Here is a 7,758-nt window from a genome sequence, read left to right on the forward strand (position 1 = left end):
GCGGGTTTGCTTCGCGCAGGCTGTCGGGCAGCAGCGCTTCCGGGAAGTCCTGGTAGCACACCGGGCGCAGGAAGCGGTCGATCGACGTGGCGCCGACCGAGGTGTACATCGCGTTCGAGGTGGCCGGGAACGGGCCGCCGTGCACCATCGCGTCGCACACTTCCACGCCGGTCGGGAAGCCGTTCACCAACAGGCGGCCCGCCTTGCGCTCGAGGATCGGCACCAGCGTGCGGGCCGCGTCGTAGTCGCCTTCGTCGATCTGCAGCGTGGCCGTGAGCTGGCCTTCGAGCGCTTCCAGCACCGTCGCCACTTCGGCGAGGTCGCGGCAGCGCACGATCAGCGAGGCCGGGCCGAACACTTCGTCGCGCAGCGCGTGCTCGCGCAGGAATGTTTCGGCCGTCACGTCGAACAGCGCACCCGTCATCGCGCAGCCGTTCTCGCCCGCGCCGCCCGTGCCGAGCTGGCGCACGCCGTCGGCGCCCTGCAGCTTGGCGCGGCCGTTCGAATACGCTTCGGCGATGCCGCGCGTGAGCATCGTGCCGGCCGGCTTGCCGCCGAGCGCGGCTGCTGCCGCTGCCGAAAACGCGTCGAGTTCCGGGCTGTCGATCGCGATCACCAGGCCCGGGTTCGTGCAGAACTGGCCCACGCCCATCGTCACCGAATCGACGAGGCCCTGCGCGATCTTCTCGCCGCGCGCCGCGAGCGCCGCCGGGAACACCACGAACGGGTTGATGCTGGCCATTTCGGCGTAGACGGGGATCGGCTCCGGACGTGCGTTCGCGAGGTTCACGAGCGCGAGGCCGCCCTGGCGCGAGCCGGTGAAGCCCACCGCCTTGATCGCCGGGTGCTTGACGAGCGCGGCGCCGATCACGCGGCCCGGGCCCATCATCAGCGAGAACGTGCCGGCCGGCATGTTGGTGCGGGCAACCGCGCGCTGGATCGCGCGGCCCACCAGCTCCGAGGTGCCGAGGTGCGCTTCGTGCGCCTTGACGATCACCGGGCAGCCGGCGGCCAGCGCCGCTGCCGTGTCGCCGCCCGCCACCGAGAACGCCAGCGGGAAGTTGCTGGCGCCGAACACCACCACCGGGCCGAGGCCGATCTTCTGCAGGCGCAAATCCGAGCGCGGCAGCGGGGTGCGTTCCGGCATCGCCGGATCGACCGACGCGCCGAGGAACAGGCCGTCGCGCACCACGCGCGCGAACAGGCGAAGCTGGCCGACCGTGCGGCCGCGCTCGCCTTGCAGGCGCGCGGCGGGCAGGCCGGTTTCGGCCTGGGCGCGTTCGATCAGCGCGTCGCCGAGTTCGAGGATCTCGTCGGCGATCGCCTCGAGGAACGCCGCGCGCTGGTCGAGCGGCGCCGAACGATACGGGTCGAACGCCGCCTGCGCCAACGCGCAGGCGCGCTCGACGTCGGCTTCGTTGGCCGAGCCGAACACCGGCTCCGCAATGGTTTCGCCGAGCGCCGGGTTGAACGCCTGCACCGTGCCTGCCGTGCCCTTCACGGCATCGGCGCCGATCAGCATTTCGCCTGTCAATTGCATGGATATGCTCCGTCAGTCCAAAAAAGTTCGTGCCGCACATTGTAGCCGAACAGATACGATGACTGACTAGAAGAATCGCCACCCGCGTTTCGACCCCGTCCACGCGCATTGCCTTGTCACAAAAGCCGCTGACGATTTTTACAAGGCCAGGGAAAACCCGAGTGGTTCCAGTCACGTCGCCCTACTACACTGCCCAGTTGTACGACGACGTACCATTACACCCACGTAACGGCATCGTCTCGGAACCCGCTCTGCAACGACTCCCGATTCGCGCTCTCGCCAGGACACTCATGGAAGCGACCCGCACCGCCAATCCGGCCACCACGGCCAAACGGACCGCCGTCCGTTACTGGATTCTGCTGATGATTTTCGTCGTGACGACGCTGAACTACGCGGACCGGGCGACGCTGTCGATCACCGGCACGGCGATCCGCAAGGAGTTCGGCATCGACGCGGTGCAGATGGGCTACATCTTCTCGTCGTTCAGTTGGGCCTATGTGCTGGCGCAGTTGCCGAGCGGGTGGTTGCTCGACCGTTTCGGCGCGCGCCGCGTGTATGCGGGCAGCATTTTCCTGTGGTCGCTGTTCACGCTGCTGCAGAGCATGATCGGCCTGGCCGGCAGCGCCGCCGCCGCGATCGCGGCGCTGTTCGTGCTGCGCTTCGCGGTCGGCATCGCCGAGGCGCCGGCCTTCCCCGCCAACGCCAAGGTGGTCGCGAGCTGGTTCCCCACCAGCGAGCGCGGCACCGCGTCGGCCATCTTCAACGCGGCGCAGTATTTCGCCGCCGTGCTGTTCACGCCGCTGATGGCCTGGCTCACCCATGCGTACGGCTGGCATCACGTCTACCTGTGGCTGGGCCTGATCGGCATCGTGCTGGCCGTGATCTGGATGCGCGCCGTGCGCAGCCCGGCGGACCACCCGCGCGTGAACCAGGCCGAGCGCGAGCACATCGAGCAGGGCGGCGGCGTGATCGAGACGCGCGGCAAGCCGGTGGCCGCCGACGGCGCCCCCGAGCGGCTGGCCGGCTGGTTCTACATCCGCCAGTTGCTTGGCAACCGGATGCTGATCGGCGTGTATATCGGCCAGTACTGCATCAACGTGCTGACCTACTTCTTCCTGACCTGGTTTCCGATCTACCTCGTGCAGTCGCGCGGCATGTCGATCCTGAAGGCCGGCGTGCTGGCCTCGCTGCCGGCGATCTGCGGCTTCCTCGGCGGCGTGCTGGGCGGGCTGCTGTCGGACTGGATGATCAAGCGCGGCGTGTCGCTCACCCGGGCGCGCAAGATCCCGATCATCGGCGGGATGGCGCTGTCGATGGTCATCATCGGCTGCAACTACGTGGACAGCGCGGCGCTGGTGATCGCGCTGATGGCGCTGTCGTTCTTCGGCAAGGGCGTGGGCTCGCTGGGCTGGGCCGTGGTGGCCGACACCGCGCCGAAGGAAGCGATCGGCCTGTCGGGCAGCCTGTTCAACATGTTCGGCAACGCGGCCGGGATCGTCACGCCGATCGTGATCGGCTATCTGGTGAGCGCGACGGGTTCGTTCAATGGGGCGCTGGTGTTTGTCGGCCTCAATGCGCTGGTGACGGTGCTGTGTTATCTGGTGATCGTGAAGGATATTACGCGGGTGACGTTGCGCAAGCCGGGGATGTAACGGCGTCGCTTCAGCCGGAATACCCCGAGCGGGAAACCGGCGCTGCATACGAAAACGGACCGCCCATCGCGGTCCGTTTGCCATTTCGGCCGGCCAATCATTCGGCCGTAAGCCTCACCGCCGCCCCGCCGCCCAATCCACCGCCGCATCGAACAACGCGATCCCCGCCGCCGACAAATTCGGAAACGTGTCGTTGTCGAGAAAGCACATCACGCGGCGCGCCGGCGCGAGCGATTCGTAATCCATCGTCGCACCACGCTCGTACGCGAACAGCGCCGCCTTGTCCGGCTGCCCGTAAACCGTGGCGATGGTCGCCGCGCCGAGCCCCGGCTTGCCCCAGCTCATCGGCGCCTGCTTGCGGTAGACGTCGGTCGTGCCGGCCGGCAGCCCGGCCGCGATCGGATGCGGCGCGTTGACGATCCACAGGTAGCGCTCCTTGCCGGTTTCGCCGAAATCGGCGTCGTGGCGCTTGCCGGTCATCGCGAGATCGTCGAGGAAATCGTTCTCCCAGGTCAGCAGCGGCTTGGCCAGATAACGCCACTCGGGGCGCACGGCCTTTGCCGATACGGTCGACGAGATCAGCACGAGATCGGCATCGGACGCCGCCGCCACGGCCACATCCTGATCGACCAGCCGCACCGCGTAACCGCGCGCGCCGAGGTGTGCCGCGATCTGCCGATCCACCGCGAGGTTCGGGCCATCGAGTTGAACCAGCATCGTCACGCGCGTGCCACCGGCCGGTTCGGGCGATGCGGACGATGCCGCCACCGCCGCATTCGACACCCACCCCGCCACCAACGCCCCCGCCGCGCCAAGCCAGCGCCTGCGCCCCGCGAGCGCCACGCCGTATTCCTTCGGTTTCCTCATCTTCGTCATCGTCATGCTCCGATCAGAATTGCAGCGTGGTGGTCAGCAGCACCTGCCGCGCATCGCCGATCGCCACGAAAAAGCGGTTCGCGCTCGACGGGTAGTAGGTGCGGTTGAACAGGTTCTTGACGTTCAACTGCACGCTGAGGTTCTGCTTGCCGATCTTGGTCTCGTAGGTCGCGAACGCGTCGGCGAGCACGTAGGACGGCAGCGTGAAGCTGTTGGCCGAATCGCCGGGACGCGAACCGATATAGCGCGCCGAGCCGCCGAGCCGCAGGTCGTCGCCGCCGAACAGCGCGCCGACGTCGTACACGGCCGCGATCGAGCCGGTATTGCGCGCGACGTTCCAGAGCCGGTTGCCGGTGAACACCGGGTCCTCGGTGGTCTTGGCGTCGATGTAGGCGTAGCTGGCGATCACGTTCCAGTTGTCGCCGATCTTGCCCGACACGTCCAGCTCGATGCCGCGCGAACGCGCGCGGCCCGAGGTGCGCCAGTCGGTCAGATTGGTGACGTCGTTGAACTGCGAGACGAGCACGTTCTTCTTCTCGATGTCGAATAGCGCGAGCGTGCCGGTCATGCCGGACGGCATGTCGAGCTTCGCGCCCACTTCGTACGCGGTGGCCTGCTCGGGCGGCGTCGCGCCGCTGATCGTGAAGCCGGACGACAGCGCCGCGATCGACGAGGTGGGCTTCAGCGATTGCGAATAGTTGCCGTACAGCGAGAACCAGTTGGTGGCCTTGTACACCACGCCCACGCGCGGCAGCCACTTGGTGCCGTTCAGATCGGTGTTGGCGACGAACGGGCGGCCCTTGCCGGCCAGCTCGCTGTAGCGCATGAAGCGCACGCCGGCCGTCACGATCCACTTGTCGGTCAGGTGCACGGTGTCCTGCGCGAACAGGCCGAGGCTGTGCAGGCGGTCGGTCTGGTCGCTGTCGGGCGCGGAAACGGTGGACGACGGCGGGATCAGGTCGTACACGGGGTTCAGATAGCTGAACGGTATCGACACGGCCTGCCGCAGCAGATCGGCGCGGTAGATGCTGCGATATTCGCTGTCCATGCCGAACTGCAGGTCGTGGCGCATGCCGGCCAGCCGCACCTTGCCGTTGACGTAGGCGATGCCGTAGCTGTCGGTGCTGTCCGCGCCGTGGGTGGCGTCGTCGCTGCGCGAGAGCGTGCCCTTCGCGGTGTTCACGGCGGTGATGCGCACCTGGTTCGCGTCGTAGGTTTCGCGGTTGTAGCTGTAGCCCACGTGCACGTTCCAGTCGGCGTTGAACTGGTGGTCGGCCTGGATCTGGAACAGGTTCGACGCGCCGACCATGTTGTTCCAGGGCTCGTCGAGCCGCTCGCGCGCCGGGATCGCCAGCGGCGCGTTGGTGCGCGGGTCGAGCGCGGTGCCGCGGTCGAACGGGTAGAGGAAATCGCGGTGCTCGTACGACACCACCACCTGCGTATCGCGCCCGTACCAGCCGAGCGACGGCGCCACCAGCGTCTCGCGGCTGGTGCCGAAGTTGCGCCAGTACTGCTCGTCGGAATGATCGACGATCAGCCGGTAGGCGAGCCGCGTGTCGCCGATCGGGCCGGTCAGGTCGAGCATCATCTCGCCGCCGTTCTTGCCGTGCCCGTAGGTTTCGCCGGTGGCCGACACGGTGTTCGAGCGCGTCAGTTGCGGCACCTTGCCGACCACGTTGATCACGCCGCCCGGATCCATGATCCCGTACAGCAGCGAGGTCGGCCCCTTGAGCACCTCGACGCTGTCGGCGGTGGCGTTCAGCGCGCGGCCCTGCACCACCGGCATGCCGTTGCGCATGATCGAGCCGTCGCGGTTGTCGCCGAAGCCGCGCTTCATGATCGCGTCCTGGGTGCCGGCCAGCGTGTTGCCCTGCGTGATGCCGCTGATGTTGCCGAGCGCGTCGTCGAGGTTGCGCGGTTTCTGGTCGCGCAGCACCTGCGCCGACACGATGTTGACGGCCTGCGCGGTGTCGAGCAGCGACGCTTCCGAACGCGTGACGCCGGCTTCCTTCTGCGGGCGGTAGCTGTCGGCCTTGACGCCACGGTCGCGCACCTGCACCGGCGCGAGCGCGATGGCGGAATCGGTGCCGGCCGCCGCCGCACCGCTCTGCGCGCCTTGCACCAGCGTGTAGCCGCCGCCCGGCTGGCGCTGCGCGGCAAGGCCGCTGCCGGACAGCAACTGGCCGAGCGCCTGCGGCACCGCGTAGCGGCCATGCAGGCCGGCGCTCTGCAGCCCGGCCACCTGCGAGGCCGGGAACGCGAGCAGGATGCCGGCCTCGTGACCGAAGCGGTTCAGCGCGCCTTCGAGCGGGCCGGCGGGGATGTCGTAGCTGCGCTCGCCGGCGGACGCGACGGCGGGCGCATCGGCGGCATCGGCCGCATTGGCCGTAGCGCCGGCCGCCATCGCGGCGGGCGGCACCAGCGCCGAGAGCAGCACGACGGCCGCGAGCCGGCCGGCCACGCGGCTCGGCGCGAAGGCGAGGCGCACGGCGGCGCCGCGCGACGGAACGAGGGAAAACGGGCGCGGCGGCCGGGCGGTACGGGTCGGGTGCATGGGTCGATGAATCGGGAAACGATGGGCAGAAACGTGCTTTCCTTTCCCTGTCACGCGAGACGGACAAAACAGCTCAGGATGTCGAAAATATTTTTCGGGGAGGGTGAAACGGCTCGGAGCAAACGTGGCCGTAAACCGGCTTCGGGCTTCGGGCTTCGGGCTTCGGGCTTCGGGCTTCGGCTTCGGCTTCGGGCTTCGGCTCGCGGCTTCGACTTGCGGCTTCGACTCGCGGCTTCGACTCGCGGCTTGCGACTCGCGGCTTGCGGCTTGCGACTCGCGGCTTGCGGCTTGCGACTCGCGGCTTGCGGCTTGCGGCTTGCGGCTTGCGGCTTGCGGCTTCAGCCTCGGCTGGCGGCTCCGCAGCCCTCGGCTTGCCTCAACCGCGCGCCGGCACGACGCGCACCCAATACCGCGTGAACCGGTCGACCTCGATCGGCAGCATCGCGCCGAGCGTGTCGAGCACGCGGTCGGTGTCGTCGAGCGGATAGGTGCCGGACACGCGCAGCTCGGCGATCGCGGCGTCGCATTGCAGATAGCCGTGCCGGTAGCGCGCCAGCTCGGCCAGCAGATCGGCGAGCCGCATCCGGGTGGCGACCAGCGAGCCGCCGGTCCAGGCGCCCGCGTAAGCGTCGAGCGGGCGCGGCGCGGCCACGCCGTCGTGCGCCATCTCCGTGCGCTGCCCGGCCGCGATCACGCGCGAGGCCGCGCCGGCATCAAGCGGTTGCGCACGCACCGATCCCTCGAACACGCTCAGGCGCACGCCGGCCGCCTCGTCGCGCACCGCGAAGCGCGTGCCGAGCGGCGTCAGCTCGCCCTGCGCCGTGGTCACCACCAGCGGGCGGGCGGGGCTGCGCGCCTCGTGGCCGCTCGTCACCATGATCTCGCCGCGCAACAGGGCGATGCGGCGCGAGGCGACGTCGAAGCGCACGTCGATCGCGCTGTCGGTATTGAGGATCACGGTGGTGCCGTCGGCCAGCGTGACACTGCGCCGCTCGCCCACGGCGGTGCGCCAGTCGGCGTTCCAGAGCGTCCAGCGCTCGGCCGGATCGAGCGACCAGGCCGCGCCGCCGGCGGCCACCAGCAGCGTCAACGCCTTGATCGCGGCGCGCCGGCGCGGCGAGCGCACCGGCAGCAGG

5 protein-coding genes are annotated in these 7,758 nt (G+C 69.0%); 1 reads left to right on the forward strand and 4 read right to left on the reverse strand.

What is annotated here, in order from left to right:
• Positions 1–1,540: aldehyde dehydrogenase (NADP(+)) (locus ACYP33_RS32350; RefSeq protein WP_459625254.1), on the reverse strand; the 1,540-nt coding region annotated here is incomplete at its 3' end.
• 290 nt (positions 1,541–1,830) lie between these two features.
• Here ACYP33_RS32350 and ACYP33_RS32355 point away from each other — a divergent pair.
• Positions 1,831–3,192, forward strand: a complete 1,362-nt coding sequence (locus tag ACYP33_RS32355) for an MFS transporter (protein WP_459625255.1) — start codon at positions 1,831–1,833, stop codon at positions 3,190–3,192.
• A 114-nt stretch (positions 3,193–3,306) separates the two neighbouring features.
• Here the strand turns inward: ACYP33_RS32355 and ACYP33_RS32360 are convergent, their stop codons facing one another.
• The 3 genes from ACYP33_RS32360 to ACYP33_RS32370 form a co-directional block, all read right to left on the reverse strand.
• On the reverse strand, positions 3,307–4,068 hold the full coding sequence (locus ACYP33_RS32360; RefSeq protein WP_459625256.1) for a hypothetical protein: 762 nt from the start codon (positions 4,066–4,068) through the stop codon (positions 3,307–3,309).
• 13 nt (positions 4,069–4,081) lie between these two features.
• A complete protein-coding gene (locus ACYP33_RS32365; RefSeq protein WP_459625257.1) occupies positions 4,082–6,622 on the reverse strand; it encodes a TonB-dependent siderophore receptor in 2,541 nt (846 codons plus the stop codon).
• A gap of 376 nt (positions 6,623–6,998) precedes the next feature.
• The coding region (locus ACYP33_RS32370) for a FecR domain-containing protein (protein ID WP_459625258.1) at positions 6,999–7,758 on the reverse strand (760 nt) is incomplete at its 5' end.

The sequence above is a fragment of the Burkholderia sp. 3C genome, from assembly GCF_054589155.1.